Below are 16,834 nucleotides of genomic sequence, written 5' to 3'. Positions count from 1 at the left end.
GGCGATTTGCCCATTGAATAGCCGATCACAATACGTCCGGATTTGATTTGTCACAGGCACAAGGACTAGTCCTCGTTCGCCTTGAACCGTCCCAGTCCCTTCAGCACGAACGGTGCCAGCAGGGCGATCAGCGCGACGCCGAGCAGCGCCGCCGAGATCGAGCTTTGCAGCAGCGTCATCGGATCGCCGAGGCTGATCGCCAGGGCGCGGCGCAGTTGGCTTTCGGCGATTGGTCCGAGGATGAGACCGATGACCACCGGCGCGATCGGAAAATCGAACCTGCGCATCAGGAAGCCCATTACTCCGAAGCCCGCCAGCATCGACAGCTCGACCACCGACGGCTTCGCCGCGAGGGTGCCCATTGTCGCGAACACGAGAATCCCGGCGTAAAGCCACGGCTGCGGGATCGCCAGCAGTTTCACCCACAAGCCGACCAGCGGTAGATTGAGAATCAGCAGCATGGCATTGGCGATGAACAGGCTTGCGATCAGGCCCCACACCAGATCGGGCCGCTCCGCGAACAACAGCGGTCCCGGGTTCAGGCCGTATTGCTGAAAGCCCGCCAGCATCATCGCGGCGGTTGCCGATGTCGGAAGCCCGAGCGTCAGCAAAGGCACAAGGGTACCGGCGGCGGAGGCGTTGTTGGCGGCTTCCGGCCCCGCGACGCCTTCGATTGCGCCCTTGCCGAATTCCTCCGGATGTTTCGCCAACCGCTTCTCAGTGGAGTAGGACAGAAATGTTGGTATCTCGGCGCCGCCAGCGGGAAGTGCGCCGATCGGAAAACCGAACAGGGTCCCACGCAGCCATGGTTTCCATGACCGCTTCCAGTCCTCCTTCGTCATCCATAGCGAGCCGCGCACTGGCTCGAGCTTCTCCTCGGCGTGATGACGGCGCGATGCGACGTAGAGCGCTTCCCCCACGGCGAACAGGCCGACCGCGAGCGTCGTCACTTCGACGCCATCGAGCAGTTCGGGAATGCCGAAAGCGAGCCGGGCCTGACCGGTGAGCTTGTCGATGCCGATCAGCCCGAGCGTCAGCCCTATGAACAGGCTGGTCAGTCCGCGGACCGGCGAATCTCCGAAGGTTGCCGACACCGTGACGAAGGCCAGGCACATCAATGCGAAATAATCTTCAGGCCCGAAGCGCACCGCGACATCGACCAGCCACGGCGCCAGGAAAGCCAGACCAAGAGTGGCGATGGTGCCCGCGACAAACGAGCCGATCGCTGAGGTCGCAAGCGCGGGACCGCCGCGGCCGGCCTTGGCCATCTTGTTGCCCTCGAGCGCGGTCGCCATCGATGCGCTCTCGCCGGGCGTATTGATGAGGATGGCCGTGGTCGATCCCCCGTACATGCCGCCGTAATAGATTCCGGCGAACATGATCAGCGAGCCGCCGGGGTCGAGCTTGTAGGTCACCGGCAACAGCAACGCGACCGTGAGCGCGGGACCGATGCCGGGCAGCACGCCCACCGCGGTGCCGAGGAACACGCCGATCAGCGCATAGAGCAGGTTCATGGGCTGGACGGCGATGGCCATGCCATGAGCGAGCGCGGCGAAGCTGTCCATTACAGCAGTCTTTCCAGCGGGCCGGCAGGAAGACTCAACGTCAGCAGCCGATCGAAAGCGAGATAGATCAGGGTGGTCATCACGAGGGCGATGGCGGAGTCGGCGAGAATTGCGCGCCGTCCAAAGGCTGCCGACGTGGTGACGAACAGTGCGGTGGTTGCAAGGATAAAGCCGCCGCCAAACCCGATGATGGCGATCAGCAGCGCAAGCCCGGCGAGAATAAGCCACACCGCCTTGGGATCGGCGCTCTCGCGCGCCGGCAGATTGCCGCGCAGCGCGTCGATCAGATTGCCGATCGAAAGAATGCCGAGTCCGACGGCGATGACAACCGGCATCGCCTCGGGCCCCATGCCGTAGACCGTGTTGGATTGCAGTTGGCTTGCGTCCCATACCAGAACCGCGGCAAGTGCCGCGAGCGCCAGGGCAATGACAAGACCCGAACGATCGATGCTCCGCGACGCCGGACCCCGCGGTAGATCGCTGGGAGCACTATCCGGCGTCATGATTTGACGAGGCCGACCGACTTCAGCACATCGGTGACGCGCGCATTTTCCTTCTTCAGGAAATCCGCGAACGCATCGCCGCCAAGATAAGCGTCATCCCAGCCCTTCTGCTTGAGGATGTCCTTCCAGGCGTCGGACTTAACCATCCTTTCCACCGCATCGCTCAGGGTCTTGCGCTGTTCCGCGGTGATGCCCGGAGGTGCGACCACTGAGCGCCAGTTCGCCAGCACCATGTCGATCCCTTGTTCCCTAAAGGTCGGGATATCGACGCCGGCCATGCGTTTTTCCGACGTCACGCCGAGCGCGCGCAGTTTGCCGGACTTGATCTGACCTTCGTATTCGCTCAGTCCCGAAATGCCTGCGGTGACTTTCGCGCCAAGAATGGCCGCCAGCGACTCGCCACCTCCGGAAAATGGAATGTAGTTGACCTTCTTCGCGTCGGCGCCGATCGTCCTCGCGAACAGCGCCGCCATCACATGGTCGACGCCCCCGGCCGAGCCGCCGGCAAAGGTTACCTTGGCGATGTCGGCTTTGAGAGCGGAGGCAAGATCCTGCGCCGTCTTGATCGGCGAATTCGCCGGCACGACGATAACCTGGGTCTCCTCGGTGAGGCGCGCAATCGGCGTCACCTGATCGAGCGTCACCGGCGATCTGTTCATGGCCAGCGCCCCAACCATGACGAAGCCGTTCACCATCATTTGGTTGCCGTCGCCCTTGGCGCCGTTGACGAACTGCGCGATGCCGACGCTGCCACCGGCGCCTGCAACGTTCGTGACCTGGACGCTGCGAGCGATACCGGCGGCGACAAGGGCTTGCTGCATCGCACGGGCGGTCTGATCCCATCCGCCGCCAGGTGCTGCGGGCGCCATCAGCTTGAGTTCGAGCTGCTGCGAGAGGGCCGGACAGCTGGCCGCAAGCATCAGCGCGACGACCGCGCCAAGCAGGCGCGTCTGAAACGAGGCCATTGGGATTCCTCCAGTCTTATCCGGAGCGGCTGTTGTTGATTATTTGCCGCATCGTGTCAATTTGTCGCATTCAGCCGGAAAACCCGCCGCTGGTCAGAAAGGACTGTTCGTCCGACGTCGTGTTTCCTGCAAAGCGCGTTGCGGTGTGGAAAGCGTCCGAACCTGCCGACGATGTCGGCATGGTGCTCCGCACATTTCGGGTTTTCGGCATCGACGAGCCGGCGAAACAGATCGACGCAACATTGTCTGATCGGCGTCTGATCGGCGGGAAGCGGCGAAAGATATGCGCCGATCAAAGACGATTGGCTCGCCATCGAAGCCTTTGAAGCAGAGTGGCGACTGATCGGCAGCATTTCACTTTGAATTGTTCGTGATCGACTGCCGGAACAGTCAGGGGGCGCTTCTCCAAACTGCCCGGCATATCAAACACATCGCATTGCTCACCCGCGGGTGAAATTGAGCGCGGCGGAAACCGGTTGGAACCGACTTCCAATTGACAAGTCGAAACTCCGTTGCAGTATTCGCCACCATGGGGAAAGCGATCTCCCCATGAGGCGACATGCCGAAGAATCGCGTCCGGTTTTCCGAGGACGCAGCATGCCGCCATTAACTCCATCATTCCGGACTGGCTTTGCCCGCGCGAGCGGCGCTTCCGTGTGCCGGTCTGCTGTCGAGGCTGGCGACCTTCGCTGCTTTTAGGTTTCGCCGCATGCGCCAATTCCCGATATCGGCGGAGTTGCTGCGGATGCTGGAACAAAGCCGAAGCCGGTGCGGCTTGTCACCGAGAAAGGGCATCGCGGAGGCCGAGACCGCCGCCATTTACACCGTTCGGAATCGGAGTTGATCAATGATGACTGCGGATGCCGATCGCGGCGGGAATTCAGCGCAGGTTTTGCGTGTCGCCAATCTCACCAAACATTACGGCCGAGAGCAGGCGATTGCGCGCGTTGCATTCTCTGTCACTGCAGGCGAGGTGCTTGGTATTGTGGGGCCGAATGGCGCCGGGAAGACAACATTGTTGGAACTCCTTGCCGGCCTGCTTGCGGCGGATTCGGGAAGCGTTTTCTGTCTCGGCGAGGAATTGCCGGCACGCCGCAGGAAAGAAGCGCTATTCTACCTGCCTGACGGCATAAGGCTGTATCAGGATCGCTTCGCGACTGAAGTCGTGACCTTTTTTGCGGGCGTTTACCGTCGATCCGACGCGGAAGTGGCGGCGATCATATCCTCCGTCGGACTGGAGCCCGTTCTCCAAAAACGCGTGCATGCGCTGTCAAAGGGCTATAACCGCCGGCTGCTCTTAGCTGTCGGTCTCTTAACGCCGCAGCACGTGCTGCTCATGGACGAGCCATTCGATGGCTTCGATCTTCGGCAGACTCGCAACATCATCGAAGTAGTCCGCAACGAGGCCGCCAAGAAACGCACGTTCATTCTTGCCATTCACCAACTGGCCGACGCGGAGCGGGTCTGCGATCGTTTCATCCTTTTCGCCGGAGGGCAGGTGCGCGGGGTTGGCAAGCTCGATGAACTGCGTGCGCAAACTGGCATACCCGTCGGATCGTTGGAGGAGATCTTTCTTGCGCTCACCTAAGGCATACGGAGTATACGCGGGTCCGCTGCATCCGCTGCTCGCAAAGGAGCTAGCGGCGATTGTAAGCGGGCGAGCGTTGTGGATCGTCTTGTTACTAGTCTGTCCACTGGTCGGATATAGCTTCGTTCAGGCAGTGTCGCTTTATAGCGAAGCCAGTGCTGCGGCGTTGGAATCGCCGGTGCTGGCGACAAGCTTATCGCCACTCGATGGGATTCTGGTCCCGACATTCGGCTCGCTTTACGTCGCGGTTACGCTGTTGTTTCCCTTCGTGGCGATCCGCGTGCTTGGCCAGGAGAAGGAATCCGGCGCATTGCGCCTGCTGGTCCAATTGCCTTATCGATGCTCCACACTCATTCTGCTAAAGCTTGCCGCGGTGCTGGCGGCGTGGGCTATGGTGAGCATTCCAGCGTTTTCCGCGCTTGCGATCTGGGCCATCCTGGGCGGGCACCTGGCGGCACCTGAGACATTGAATCTTCTGTTCGGCCATTCGCTCTACGGTTTATTGGTCGGTGCGATCGCGCTGTTTGCGGCCTCGATCTCGGAGAGTTCAGCCACCGCCGCCATTATCGCGCTCGCTGCAACCATTGGATCGTGGGTGCTGGATTTTATGCTTGCCGGGCGTTCCGGTTTGTCCGCGTGGCTTGCGCAGTTGTCGCTAACCCAGACCTTGCGCCCCTTCGAGCAGGGGCTGCTATCTGCCGGACTCGTGCTCGGCATTGTAGCCGTGGTCTGCGGTCTCTCGGCGCTTGCCAGCGTGTGGCTGCCGCCTGGCACTTCCCTGCGAGGCAAGGTCCTGCGTTCGGTACCATATGTGCTCGTGACGATCGCCGTGCTCGGCGCTGCGACACAGATCGGGCAATCGGTAGATGTCACGGAAGATCGGCGAAATTCCTTCCCCGCCGCGGACCAGAAGTTGCTCGCGACGCTCAGGCTTCCGTTGGTCATCACTGTACACTTGATCCCCGAGGATCCGCGCTATGTTGATCTGAAGCGCAACGTGCTCGAAAAACTCGGCCGCGTGATGCCGAATGTGTCTGTCGTTCTCGCTGGAAACCGGAAGGACTTCGCAAGCAATTCACGCCAGGACACTTACGGCGAGATTGATTACACTTACGGCCCTCGATCCGACGTCAGCCGCTCGACCAGCCCCCGCGAGATCCTGCCGCTGCTCTACGCGCTGGCGGGCACGCCGCCTCCAGCGCCCGTCGTGGGAGGCGAGTATCCCGGTTATCCCTTCGTCACCAGTGCAGATGCGACCTGGTTCTGGTTCCTCGGTGCACTGCCGCTTTTGATCGCGCTCAGCTGGTGGCGGAGCCGACATTCGCCACGTGTCAAATTCTCTTCCATGGCTGAAGGAGGTCAATCATGGTCACAAGCAAGAGCATCGGACTGATGATCGCCACGGCGCTTGGTCTGGCCGCATTGGCTCTACCGGGGCTCGCTGCGCAGCCAACGACGATCGACTTCTCAGGCGAAACCGTCGGCGCTGAGCCGAAATCGCTGGTGCCGGTCGTCGGTTTCTGGCGGATCGAAAACGACAACGGAAAAAAAGTGCTCGCGGTCGACGGTCGGCACTGGAAGGAAGGGCAATCCTCCACGGGCATCGCCGACAAGGCACGCGCACTATACGGCGAACGCTATGCGGAATTCCTCGATCGGGTTCAGGTCTATGCCTACTTCCCTTACGTGGTCGCGCCCGATGTCCAGAACTTTACGGACGGCGAGATCACGGTGCGCTTCGAAGGATTGTCCGGACGCATCGACCAGGGAGCCGGCATCTTGTTCAACCTCAAACCGAATGGCGATTACCTCACGATCCGCGCCAACTGTCTCGAAGACAACCTCGTGCTCTGGAAGTTCGAAAATGGCAAGCGCTCATCGGTCAAATGGGTACGAAATACGCCGACCGCGACGCGCCAATGGCACGATCTCAAGGTTCGCATCCGTGGCACCAAGGTTGAGGGCTACCTCGATGGCAAGCTCTATCTGGAGCACACGCTTGCGCAGCCAGTCTCGGGGCGCATCGGCCTGTGGTCCAAGGCCGACAGCCACATGCATTTTTCCGACTACACGGTCACCACGGCCAACTGACGTGCGCGGGGTGGGATGCGGTGGACCCGGCGCGCTGTAGGGCCTTCCTGCGGCCTCGACGCTGACGCCTGACGCCTTAGCGCTGTCGATTGCCGCTCCCGGCTGCCGGGACTGTGGATACCGACAAACAAGCCGTGCCCCGCCAGCGAACAGGTCTACGCTAGCTGCGACTGATTTCGGGGAGGGGTGATATGGAGTTCGAGCTTAAGGGCGCGCTGAAAAAGTATCGTCGGATGCGATCATGGCGACGCGCTGGAATGGCAATCATGGCAGTCGGTGCGATGTCCGCGCCGTGGCTTCTCGATCTTGGTCGGACTGACACGCTGATATGTTGGTTCGGTGCGTTTACCCTGTGGACGGCTGGCGAACTCGAAATGCGATTGAAGACGATCCAGATACGACTTGCTGGAATGAACGATCAACTGAATGCACTTAGTGGCAGAGACCCCGAGCAGGGTCCCGATGCTGATTTGATCCTCGAACTCAACGACTGGTGACGACGACACGTATGGCCACAGTGGCAGCGGCACTTCGATGCCAAGCGTCGCGCTCGGGGAAGTCTCTCACTAGTCAGCTGTACCGCGAACAGCAGACATTCATGGGTGCAGTCGCAACACCCTGAATGAGGCTGATCCGGTCGCCGCCTGCCGTGCCGGATCGTTCCCAGACCGCATTGCAGCGTGATCGCTGAGAATTGCTTTGCTTACTTTTTTAGATGCGAATATTTTTTTGCGTTACGCATATACCTTTGTAATTTCAAGGGAGAGAACAATGTCAGTAGTTGTTCAATACGTAGTCAGGCCGAACCCCGGAACTGATCCCGCCAAGATTACCGAACTCGCCAAAGAAGGCGCTGTCCTCTGGCGCAAACACGGCGGAAAAGTAACCTATTGGACTGTCGCCCTTGGTGAAGTTGGAAATAGGGTGTTGTCGATAACGTTCGAGAACTTTGCAGCATTCGGCGCGGCCGTTGATAAGATGGCTGAAGACAAAGAAGTTCGAGCTTGGCAAGCTAAGAGGATGAAGGCGGGCTACACTACGTGGGTGCGTTCTAACATGGCGACTGAGATTGAAATCTGACGACAAGCTGTGATTGAGAGAGGCCGGGCCGCATGGGTTCGTTCACGTCGAGACCGGCCCCTTGCCCTGCTGCTTGATTGCCCAGAGCCTGTAGGCTTCCTCGACAAACAAGTCGGGTTCGGTCGGCTCCAGTACCAGCTTCGTTCCTTGCGGAAGTGGTCGAGGCCGCGCCCCAGCTTGCGGCCTGCCAGTGTGTGCTTGTCGTTGGCCCAATCGGGGATGGTCGGGACGTAGCCTTCAAGCTGTTCGCGCAGCCCGATGGCCGCAGCGAAGTGATCGCCCTCGCGGCTTTTCTTGGCGCGGCACATCAACCGGATCGCATTGCCTATGGCCATCCGCGATGCGCCCGGCTTCTCCGCGTCGTACCACCGCATTGCCTGTGCGACGGCGGTGGCGACGAACGGCACGATGGCAGCATGACCGTGCCGCGTCCCTCCGGCTTCATCGAACCGTGCCAGCCGTCGAAGGTGGCCCGACCGCCGTCCGGCCCGCTTTGGGTTCACGAAATCAAGCACGATGGCTACCGACTGATGGCGCGCCGGGATGGTGCGCGCAATCCGCTGCTTCACGCGCAACGGCTTATGACTGGGCGGACCGCTTCCCGCGATGGAGCGGGTGATGGAGCAGTCCCGTTCACGTAGATGAACGTGAGGTTTGATCTAGGTCAAGGACGCGAAGCTTCCGCTCCCGAGGCTTTGGACTGACCGCGGCTTGCCGCGATGCGCAGGCGTCCGCGGCTTTCCTCACTCTAGGAAGGAGTTCGCTGATGTTGCGTCGAATTCTCATCGCTTCGGCAGCCGCAGCCATGCTGCTGGTCACCTTCACTCCCGACGACGCGTTCGCCCGCCGCGGCGGCGGCATGCGCGCTGGAGGTTTTCACGGCGGCGGAGCCGTGCGAGCGGGAGGCTACCGCGGCGGCGCGGTCGCAGCTCGGGGATACCGCGGTGGCGCTGTCGCTGTGCGCGGAGGGCGCTACGGCTATGGGGGCGCATACCGTGCAGGTGCCTATCGCGGCTACGGCTATCGCGGTTACGGTGTCGGTGCCGCGGCAGTGGGCGCGGCTGCGGTCGGTGCCGCTGCGGCGGGGTCCTACTACCGAGGCGGCTGCGGCTACGACGCCTACGGCAACTACGTTTGCCCGGGCGGGTACCGTCCGTACTGAGCGGCGCGACGCCGTTGGCCTATGATGCTCGAATCCGATGACGGAGTCATCGGCATAAGCAAACCATCCATAATGCCGGATCGGGCGGCACACCCTGCGCCAGCGAGGTGGCAGCCCTGACGCCGTCCAGCAGCATGTGCCAGATGGCGCGGGTTCTGCGGGACGGTCTGCCGACAAACAGGTGTCCCGCGCCCGTGCATGCCGGGGAGAGCAGGCAGCAGCTCCGGCAGCACGATCGTGTTCACCGCCGCTCGCCGAACGTGATCACATGCTGCGGGCTTGTTCCCGGCGAGCAGCGCGCAGATGCCGTCTTCACCTTGCCCTTGACCTTCGTGCCGCGCAGCGCGGTTGCCATCACCTTGCGGTTCATCGGCTGGTCGCCGAGCGGGCTTGAAAATACGAATTGCTGCTCGTCGCTGATCAGCGCCTCCTTGATGATCTCCACCGCCAGATCGGAAAGCGGCTGCTGGATCACGCGCCGCTTCTTGGCCGGGGAGAGCACGAGATAAGCCGTTAAAGCCATTGCGTGCGGGATGCCGGGTGTTCCGGTGCGACCGTGGTGACTACACTCGTGTGCTACCAACACACTGCACACGAGGCTGCGGGGGCAGCGGGCACCCGGCATTCCCCGCGCCCTCTGTTGGACGAACGATCCATGCACATTCGGGCGCATCGCGCCGCAAGATCGCAGAGCCGTGGCTCGCAATGATGACAATGACTTTACCTTCGTCTCTACCCCAGCCGCTGATCCCTTGCGTCCTGGGTACCCTCGCTGGCCGCCTTGACGCCAGCCTTTTCCGCGCCCTTGCGGCTGGAAATCTCGACCGCCTTGTGGCCGGAGATCTCATGCCCGGCATCGTCGGGCATCCGCCAGAAGAAATAGGCAGAGACCGCGGAGATGATCGAGACGATCAGGAACGCCGGCGCGAAATCGGCCGCGCTCAACTCGTTCACATGGCGCACCAGCATGGTCGATTCCACCGAGAACGCACCGACGGCGACGCCTGCTGAAATCGCAAGCTGCTGGTTGACGCTAACCAAAGTGGTGGCCCGGCTCATCTGCGCCGGCTCGACCTCGGCATAGGCGACGGTGTTGATGGCTGTGAATTGCAGGGAACGGAAGAAGCCGCCGACCACGAGAATGATCATGATCAGCAACAATGGCGTGGTCACCGTGAACAGCGCGCAGGCGGCGAGAAAGACCGAGCTGACTACCGCATTGATCACCATGATATTGCGAAAGCCGAAAGTTCTGATGATGCGGGCCGCCAGCGTCTTCATGCCCATCGCACCGACCGCGGAGGCAAACGTCACCAGCCCGGATCGAAACGGCGACAGGCCGAACCCGACCTGCATCAAGAGCGGCAGCAGAAACGGCAGCGCGCCGATGCCGAGCCGAAACAGAAAGCCGCCGATGATGCTGGCGCGCAGCGTCGGCAGCCGCATGAGGGTAAAATCGAGTACCGGCGAGGCAGTGCGCTTGGCGTGGATCACATAGAGCGTCATCGAAATCGACCCGACGCCGACAAGCCCGGCGACGATGGGCCACGGCAACATATTGAGGCCGGCGACCGAAAGCCCGAACGCTATACCGCCAAGGCCGATCCCGGCCAGCACCAACCCGTAGAGATCGAAGCGCTCGGGGTCTTCGCTGCGGATCGGATCGATATAGCGCAGGGCCATGAAGATGCCGAGCAGGCCGATCGGAATGTTGATGAGGAAGATCCAGTGCCAGGAGAAATAAGTGGTGATGAAGCCGCCGAGCGGCGGACCGATCACCGGTCCGATCAGGGCCGGCACGGTGACCCAGGCCATGGCATTTACCAGCGCGCTTTTGTCGATCGAGCGCAGCAGCACCAGCCGTCCGACCGGCGTCATCATCGCTCCACCGAGGCCTTGCAGGATACGCGCGATGACAAAATGGGTGACGGAGGTGGACAGCGCGCAGCCGATCGAGCCCACCATGAAGACGGCGATGGCGACCGAGAACACGGTCCGCGCGCCAAAGCGATCGGCGGTCCAGCCGCTTGCCGGAATGAATATGGCCAGCGACAGCAAATACGAGGTGATGGCTAGCTTCAGCGTCAGCGGGCTGGTGCCGATGTCCGCCGCGATCGCCGGAAGCGAGGTCGCGATCACAGTCGAATCCATGTTCTCCATGAACAGGGCTGTGGCCACGATGAGCGGGATCAGGCGTTCTTTGTTCATGGAAGATTCGTGGAGAGGAATGGAAGGCAGCGGGAGGAGGGCTGTATCATCACATTGCCACACAGGCCATTGCGGAACCCCGGAAACCGCCTAAATCGTCGGTAACAATCTTCGCGATTGCCTGAGGCCTCCGCTGGAGATCCGACGATGATCTATGTCCTCGCTGCCTTGCTACCGCCGCTCGGGCTGCTCGTGAACGGGCAGCCGTTCTCGGCGATTTTCAATCTGGTCCTGATGGTCTTTTGCGGGATTTTCGGGCTATTTTTTCATGTCCTGCTGCTGGTGCCGTCGGCACACGCGGTGATCGCAGTTCATCTGAAACGCGAAGAGCGCATGCATCGGGAAGTGGTGGAGGCGATCCGCCAGCATGGCCCGCCGCCAGGTTATTCGCGCTGACGCGGGGGGAAGCGCGGTTTTTAGGAAAAGCCTGTGCATGGCAGGCAAACGCTTTGATTCGGCAGCCCACCGTGCTATCGACCACCGCCAACCCTACCGATGGGCGATTCGACGGCGATGCAAACAGCGTCGCCGAAGCAAGCGTTCATTCCGGGGTGTATCGCGGCGATGGCCGCTGAATGGAGTTGGCGATGGTGCAGGGACAAGGAATACGCGAAGCCTATACGTTCGACGATGTGCTTCTGAAGCCTGGCCTCTCGGATATCCTGCCCTCGGAAGCCGATATCCGCTCTCACCTCACCCGGGCCATCCCGCTCAACATTCCAATTATCGCCTCCGCCATGGATACGGTCACCGAGGCGCGAATGGCGATCGCCATGGCGCAGTCTGGCGGCATTGGCGTCATCCACCGCAATTTTGACCCCGATGGCCAGGCCGCCCAGGTGCGGCAGGTCAAGAAGTACGAATCCGGAATGGTGGTCAACCCGCTGACCATCGGCCCCGACGCGATGCTGTCGGATGCGATGGCGCTGATGAAGGATCACGGTTTCTCCGGCATTCCGGTGGTCACGGGCGCCAGCAAGGGCGTACCGGGCAAGCTGGTCGGCATTCTCACCAACCGCGATGTGCGTTTTGCCACCGATCCGCACCAAAAAGTCAGCGAATTGATGACGCATGAGAATCTCGTGACGGTGCGCGAAGGCGTCAACCAGGACGAAGCCAAGCGGATGCTGCACAAGTACCGCATCGAAAAGCTGCTCGTCGTCGACGACCAGTACCGCTGCGTTGGCTTGATCACCGTCAAAGATATGGAGAAGGCGGTGGCGCATCCGCTGGCTTGCAAGGATGCGCATGGCCGCTTGCGGGTCGCGGCCGCGACCACGGTCGGGGAGGGCGGGTATGACCGCACCGAACTGCTGATCGATGCCGGCGTCGATGTGATCGTGGTGGACACCGCGCACGGCCATTCCTCGCGCGTGCTGGAAGCCGTCAACCGCATCAAGCGGCTCTCCAATGCCGTGCAGGTCATCGCCGGCAATATCGCGACCCAGGAAGGCGCGCAGGCGCTGATCGATGCTGGTGCCGACGCGATCAAGGTCGGCATCGGTCCCGGCTCGATCTGCACCACGCGTATTGTGGCCGGTGTTGGCGTGCCGCAACTGACCGCCATCATGGATGCGGTCGAAGCCGCGAAGAAAGCCAACGTGCCCGTGATTGCCGATGGCGGCATCAAGTATTCCGGCGATCTGGCCAAAGCCCTGGCCGCCGGGGCCGACATTGTTATGGTCGGTTCGTTGCTGGCCGGGACCGACGAGACCCCAGGCGAAGTGTTCCTGTGGCAGGGCCGCTCCTACAAGGCCTATCGCGGGATGGGCTCGGTGGGCGCGATGGCGCGCGGCTCCGCCGACCGTTACTTCCAGCAGGATATCAAGGACACGCTCAAGCTGGTTCCGGAGGGCATCGAGGGTCAGGTGCCCTATAAGGGGCCGGTCGGCAATGTGATGCATCAGCTCGCGGGCGGACTGCGCGCGGCGATGGGATATGTCGGCGCGAGAAATCTTGCCGAGTTTCATGAGAAGGCGCAGTTCGTGCGCATCACCGGGGCGGGCCTGCGCGAAAGCCACGTCCACGATGTCACCATCACCCGTGAAAGCCCGAATTACCCCGGCGGGATGTAGCTTTTTTCACCTAATTTGACACCACAAGGCCGGCGAAACGCGGTACTGTTGGAACGCGGTTCGCCGTTCCGCACTGGAATGCCCGCTCGCGATTGTAGGAGCGGATCTCGAAAAGATTCATCTCAACACAACTTGAAAGAAGTCGGTCTATGGTCGATTGGTCGGAGGAGAGGATCGCTGCGCTTTCAGATCAGGATCTGAAGAATTTGCTGGTCAATGCGGAGCGGAAATCCGTCGCCGGCGTCGTCGCGCAATGCAAGGCCGAGATGGAAAAGCGGGACGCGGCAAAGCCCCGCAAGGCATCGAAGCCGCGCACCGAACTGAAAGAATTCGAGCACGATATGTCCGCCCAGCTGGCGGGCGTCGGCAAAGAGATGGCCGGGAAGTACGATCTCACGGAGGAGACCGCGAAGGCAAAGTCGGCGGGCGTGAAAGGATTTCGATCGCACAAGCTTTTGGATGCCAAGGGTTACGCAAAGCTCGGCGGGCACCAGCGCGACGGAACGGTGGCGGTCGATCGCTATATCTCGTATCGGCGGGGCAACGACATTGTGACGCTGGGCGTGTGGCTGTTGAAGGACGCGCCGATCGAGGATCACGAATTCCATGTCAGCGCGCCGGCTGAAATGATCGAAGGCGGCAAGCCGGTCTCCGAAGTTCGGCCGGGCATCTCGGAGAAGGATGCGCAGGAGCAGCGGCATATCCGCGCCTTCAAGGATTTGCCGAGCGCGGCCGCGGCGTTCGACGCGGCGCTGGCGAAAATCACGGCTTAAATCGGTACCGTTCTTGCGAGGAGCTGCGCGACGAGGCAACCCATTGTGCGGCAACGATGGATTGCTTCGCGGAACCTGTCATCGGGAGCGCGCATTGGCGCGACCGGATGGCTCGCAATGACGAATGGCAAAATCGGAGGAAACAACCATGTCCAATCAGGCAAAGCGCGTCGTTCTCGTCTCTCGTCCAGTCGGCGAGCCCAAGGCGTCGGACTTCCGCATCGAGGATTACGCGCTGCCGACGCCCGGCGAAGGCCAGGTCCTGCTGCGCACCATCTGGCTGTCGCTCGATCCCTATATGCGCGGACGCATGAGCGAGGGCCCGTCCTATGCGGCGCCGGTGCCGGTCGGCGGCGTGATGGAGGGCGGCACGGTGTGCGAGGTGATCGCCTCGAACAATCCCTCCTTTGCCAAGGGCGACATCGTTCTCGCACGCGCCGGCTGGCAAACCCACGCGCTTTCCGACGGCAAGGACCTGCGCAAGGTCGATCCGAAACTCGGCCCGGTCTCGACCGCGGTGGGTGTGCTCGGCATGCCCGGCATGACCGCCTATACCGGGCTGCTCGATATCGGCAAGCCGCAGCCGGGCGAGACCGTCGTGGTCGCGGCGGCGTCCGGTGCGGTCGGCTCGGCGGTCGGCCAGATCGCGAGGATCAAGGGCGCGCGTGCCGTCGGTATCGCCGGCGGCAAAGACAAATGCGATTACGTCAAACGCGAGCTTGGCTTCGACGACTGCCTCGATCACCGCGATCCCGATCTTGCGGCAAAATTGAAGGAGGCCTGCCCGAAAGGCATCGACGTCTATTTCGAGAATGTCGGTGGCGCGGTGTTCGAAGCGGTATTCCCGCTGCTCAACGATTTTGCGCGCGTGCCGGTGTGCGGCCTGATCGCGCAATACAACGACACCGAACCGTCCGTGCCGAAATGGGCGTCATCGCTGATGCGCGCCGTGCTGACCAAGCGCCTGACCATCCGGGGCTTCATTGTCCGCGATTTCGCCGCGCGTCATCCCGACTTCCAGCGCGACATGTCGCAGTGGGTGCGCGAGGGCAAGGTTAAGTATCGCGAGTTCGTCACCGAAGGGATCGACAGCGCGCCCGGCGCGTTCATGGGGCTGCTCAAGGGTGCCAATTTCGGCAAGCAGCTGGTGCGGGTCGGGCCCGACAAGGCGTGAGTTGCGGAAACGCCGATCGATAGGAGTGTCTAGCCTTTGGTAGCCGCGCCGAGCAACGAATCCAGATCGACATCGATCTGGCCCGGCGCCCTTGCGTGACGCACTTCGAAGCCTTCGGGCTGGAAGCGATACTCCACCAGCCCGACCTCCTTGACGCCGATCACGTCCTGCTTGGCATCGGAAATGACAAAGCCGGCGGAGGGCGCCCAGACATGGCGGACGTGGCCAAAGGTAAAATCCCGGCGCTGGTGAATGTGGCCGCTGGCGACCAGCCGCAGGTCGACGGCGCCAAACATCTCGACCAGGCGGCTCCGCGCCGGCATCGGAACGTAGCGTATCGACGTTGCCGCGAGCTCCGGATCGTCGGGTGAATCCAGAAAAAGCGGCTTGTGCAGGAACAGCGCCACCGGTCTTCCGTTGGCGCTGGAGAGCTGCGAAGCGAGCCAGTCGAACTGCTCGGCTTCGCTCGCCAAACCAGTGTTCATCACAAGCGAATTGAGGCCGATAAGGCACCAGCCGGCAGCCTCAAAACGCCAGCGGTCTTCGCCGAATATCGAGAGGAACGCCTGCCGGCCCTGTTCCGTGGCTGGCTGCGATGGGGGTGGCCCGACCTTGGTCGGATTGTCGCCGATGTCATGATTGCCGGGCAGGTAACGGCAGGCGACGGGAAGCGCATTGTGCAGCGTCCCGGCGAATTCGAGATCGTCCCGACTGGTCGGGCCGTCGAAGGCGACATCGCCGCTGTTGATGACGAGATCCGGACGCGTCGCGTTGATGTACTCGCTCACGCGATGAAAGTTATCGGTCAGCTTCGTCAGGCGGCGGGCAAGATGGGTGTCGGAAATCTGCGTCAGGCGAAACTCGGGCATGCCATATTCCTTCCGAGCCCCGATCATACATTCCGTGCACGTCGGGATCATGAAACCGAACACGTCACACGGCCACGGCCGTCATCATCCGCGAAAGCGGATGATCCAATATTCCAGAGCACAAACGAAAGCATCGAGAAGCCGCGGCGACCTGATACCCGCTGGAGCCTGTCATTGGGCTCGCCAAAGGCGAGACCCGGTGGCCGGTATGACGGACGGAAATGACTGAAAGTGTTGTTAGTTAGTGGCCGGAGCGGTGATTGTGGTTCAACCCGGCCGTGGCGGATTGATTGTCAGGGGGAAGCGCGGTCGCTATAGCGGGCCCTCGGGCTCATCCGGGGGAGAATTCCTATGTCGGTTCAAACAGTTTTGTTGCCGGTTTTCGTTCTGGTGGGGCTGACCTTCGCCCTGCTGTTGTGGATGGCGTCGGCGCGTACCCGCGCGCTCATCAGCCGGGAAACCAGGATCAAGGATATCGCCCTGGGTCAGCAGAACTGGCCGGACCGGGCCACCCAGATCGGCAATTGCTTCAGAAACCAGTTCGAGCTGCCGCTGCTGTTCTACAGCCTGATCGCGCTGGCGCTGCCGCTTCGCCATGCAGACCTCGTGATCGTGCTGCTCTCATGGGTGTTCGTGGTCACCCGCTTCGCCCATGCCGGAATCTTCGTGACTTCAAACGACGTCCGGCAGCGTTCGCTGGCATGGTTCGCCGGGGTACTGGTGCTGTTCGCCATGTGGCTCTATTTCGCACTGAGGATCCTGCTGATCTAGCCCGCGCCTC

Annotated in this window: 18 protein-coding genes; 11 read left to right on the top strand and 7 right to left on the bottom strand. The window is 61.8% G+C overall.

Annotation, left to right across the window (positions count from 1 at the left end; genetic code table 11):
• Positions 1-65: 65 nt before the first annotated feature.
• Genes N554_RS0121505 through N554_RS38575 form a run of 4 tightly spaced genes read right to left on the bottom strand, consistent with a single transcriptional unit; the run spans position 66 to position 3,347 of the window.
• Positions 66-1,565, bottom strand: coding sequence for a tripartite tricarboxylate transporter permease (locus N554_RS0121505; RefSeq protein WP_029585361.1), 1,500 nt, complete (start codon positions 1,563-1,565; stop codon positions 66-68).
• Positions 1,565-2,068: a tripartite tricarboxylate transporter TctB family protein gene (locus tag N554_RS0121500; RefSeq protein ID WP_029585360.1), complete on the bottom strand. Its 504-nt coding sequence runs from the start codon at positions 2,066-2,068 to the stop codon at positions 1,565-1,567. Before N554_RS0121500 ends, N554_RS0121505 begins: the two co-directional genes overlap by 1 nt.
• Entirely contained in the window at positions 2,065-3,033 is a 969-nt protein-coding gene (locus N554_RS0121495) for a Bug family tripartite tricarboxylate transporter substrate binding protein (protein ID WP_029585359.1), read from the bottom strand. The genes N554_RS0121500 and N554_RS0121495 overlap by 4 nt, the downstream gene beginning before the upstream one ends.
• Positions 3,034-3,089: 56 nt before the next feature.
• Positions 3,090-3,347: a DUF924 family protein gene (locus N554_RS38575; protein WP_245283669.1), complete on the bottom strand. Its 258-nt coding sequence runs from the start codon at positions 3,345-3,347 to the stop codon at positions 3,090-3,092.
• 533 nt (positions 3,348-3,880) lie between these two features.
• On the opposite strand from N554_RS38575, the gene N554_RS0121480 reads away from it, so the two are divergent.
• From N554_RS0121480 to N554_RS0121450, 6 genes are all read left to right on the top strand, one after another.
• The gene (locus tag N554_RS0121480) at positions 3,881-4,621 is read left to right on the top strand and encodes an ABC transporter ATP-binding protein (RefSeq protein WP_245283668.1); all 741 of its coding nucleotides are present in this window, start codon (positions 3,881-3,883) and stop codon (positions 4,619-4,621) included.
• Entirely contained in the window at positions 4,608-6,014 is a 1,407-nt protein-coding gene (locus tag N554_RS0121475) for an ABC transporter permease subunit (RefSeq protein ID WP_245283667.1), read from the top strand. The genes N554_RS0121480 and N554_RS0121475 overlap by 14 nt, the downstream gene beginning before the upstream one ends.
• Positions 5,987-6,712, top strand: coding sequence for a LamG domain-containing protein (locus tag N554_RS0121470; protein ID WP_029585354.1), 726 nt, complete (start codon positions 5,987-5,989; stop codon positions 6,710-6,712). Before N554_RS0121475 ends, N554_RS0121470 begins: the two co-directional genes overlap by 28 nt.
• Positions 6,713-6,903: 191 nt before the next feature.
• A complete protein-coding gene (locus N554_RS0121465; protein ID WP_029585353.1) occupies positions 6,904-7,209 on the top strand; it encodes a hypothetical protein in 306 nt (101 codons plus the stop codon).
• A gap of 274 nt (positions 7,210-7,483) precedes the next feature.
• Complete coding sequence (locus tag N554_RS0121460) at positions 7,484-7,792, top strand: NIPSNAP family protein (protein WP_029585352.1); 309 nt, start codon at positions 7,484-7,486, stop codon at positions 7,790-7,792.
• 766 nt (positions 7,793-8,558) lie between these two features.
• On the top strand, positions 8,559-8,954 hold the full coding sequence (locus N554_RS0121450) for a hypothetical protein (protein ID WP_029585350.1): 396 nt from the start codon (positions 8,559-8,561) through the stop codon (positions 8,952-8,954).
• Between the two features lie 241 nt (positions 8,955-9,195).
• Here the strand turns inward: N554_RS0121450 and N554_RS38570 are convergent, their stop codons facing one another.
• Both N554_RS38570 and N554_RS0121440 read right to left on the bottom strand, forming a co-directional pair.
• Positions 9,196-9,477, bottom strand: a complete 282-nt coding sequence (locus N554_RS38570) for a site-specific integrase (RefSeq protein ID WP_029585349.1) — start codon at positions 9,475-9,477, stop codon at positions 9,196-9,198.
• 209 nt (positions 9,478-9,686) lie between these two features.
• The gene (locus N554_RS0121440; RefSeq protein ID WP_029585348.1) at positions 9,687-11,162 is read right to left on the bottom strand and encodes an MFS transporter; all 1,476 of its coding nucleotides are present in this window, start codon (positions 11,160-11,162) and stop codon (positions 9,687-9,689) included.
• Between the two features lie 147 nt (positions 11,163-11,309).
• Between N554_RS0121440 and N554_RS0121435 the strand changes: the two genes are divergently transcribed.
• The 4 genes from N554_RS0121435 (at position 11,310) to N554_RS0121415 (ending at position 15,184) form a co-directional block, all read left to right on the top strand.
• On the top strand, positions 11,310-11,558 hold the full coding sequence (locus tag N554_RS0121435; protein ID WP_029585347.1) for a hypothetical protein: 249 nt from the start codon (positions 11,310-11,312) through the stop codon (positions 11,556-11,558).
• A gap of 191 nt (positions 11,559-11,749) precedes the next feature.
• Positions 11,750-13,237, top strand: coding sequence for an IMP dehydrogenase (guaB, locus tag N554_RS0121425; protein WP_029585346.1), 1,488 nt, complete (start codon positions 11,750-11,752; stop codon positions 13,235-13,237).
• A gap of 149 nt (positions 13,238-13,386) precedes the next feature.
• The gene (locus N554_RS0121420) at positions 13,387-14,010 is read left to right on the top strand and encodes a hypothetical protein (RefSeq protein WP_029585345.1); all 624 of its coding nucleotides are present in this window, start codon (positions 13,387-13,389) and stop codon (positions 14,008-14,010) included.
• A 148-nt stretch (positions 14,011-14,158) separates the two neighbouring features.
• Positions 14,159-15,184 carry an NADP-dependent oxidoreductase gene (locus tag N554_RS0121415; protein WP_029585344.1) on the top strand — a complete coding sequence of 342 codons (1,026 nt, stop codon included), beginning with the start codon at positions 14,159-14,161 and terminating at the stop codon, positions 15,182-15,184.
• Between the two features lie 29 nt (positions 15,185-15,213).
• Here the strand turns inward: N554_RS0121415 and N554_RS0121410 are convergent, their stop codons facing one another.
• A complete protein-coding gene (locus N554_RS0121410) occupies positions 15,214-16,053 on the bottom strand; it encodes a metallophosphoesterase family protein (RefSeq protein ID WP_029585343.1) in 840 nt (279 codons plus the stop codon).
• Positions 16,054-16,404: 351 nt separating this feature from the next.
• Here N554_RS0121410 and N554_RS0121405 point away from each other — a divergent pair, with 351 nt between their 5' ends.
• Entirely contained in the window at positions 16,405-16,824 is a 420-nt protein-coding gene (locus N554_RS0121405) for an MAPEG family protein (protein WP_029585342.1), read from the top strand.
• Positions 16,825-16,834 lie beyond the last annotated feature (10 nt).

The organism is Bradyrhizobium sp. URHD0069, from assembly GCF_000701345.1.
Taxonomy (GTDB): domain Bacteria; phylum Pseudomonadota; class Alphaproteobacteria; order Rhizobiales; family Xanthobacteraceae; genus Bradyrhizobium.
This window is presented reverse-complemented; position numbering and strand designations above follow the sequence as displayed.